At 60.8% G+C, this 403-nt stretch carries 1 pseudogene; it reads left to right on the forward strand.

Annotation, left to right across the window (positions count from 1 at the left end):
- Positions 1-403: pseudogene (locus EOA86_RS38255) on the forward strand (glycosyltransferase family 4 protein); the annotation flags it as partial.

Genomic DNA, 403 nt, shown 5'->3' on the forward strand with positions numbered 1-403 from the left:
TCGCCCAGCGGCTGGCAGCAGTCACAAAGGCGGCGGTCTCGATCGGCTCGAAGCTCGGCTCGATGCCAAGACCCGACCTCATCATCGCGCGCAATCTGGAAATGCTGGCGCTTGCCCGACGTGCCAGATCGGCTTTCCAGGCGACGGTGCCGATCGTCTACGAGTGCCTCGACATTCATCGCCTTGTGCTTCGCGACGATTTTTTGGGCAAGGCGATGCGCGGCGCGGAACGCTATCTGGCCAGGGATGTAATGCTGCTGGTGACCAGTTCGCCGGCGTTTATCGCCAACTATTTCAAGCCGTTTGGGCAGATTGCCGCGCCGGTCGAGCTGCTCGAGAACAAATATTTCGAGCCTGCCGCGGTTGCGCTGGATGATCGCATGGTGGCGGATGATCCCTGTCT

The sequence above is a fragment of the Mesorhizobium sp. M5C.F.Ca.IN.020.32.2.1 genome, assembly GCF_004023105.1.
Taxonomy (GTDB): Bacteria; Pseudomonadota; Alphaproteobacteria; order Rhizobiales; family Rhizobiaceae; genus Mesorhizobium; species Mesorhizobium wenxiniae.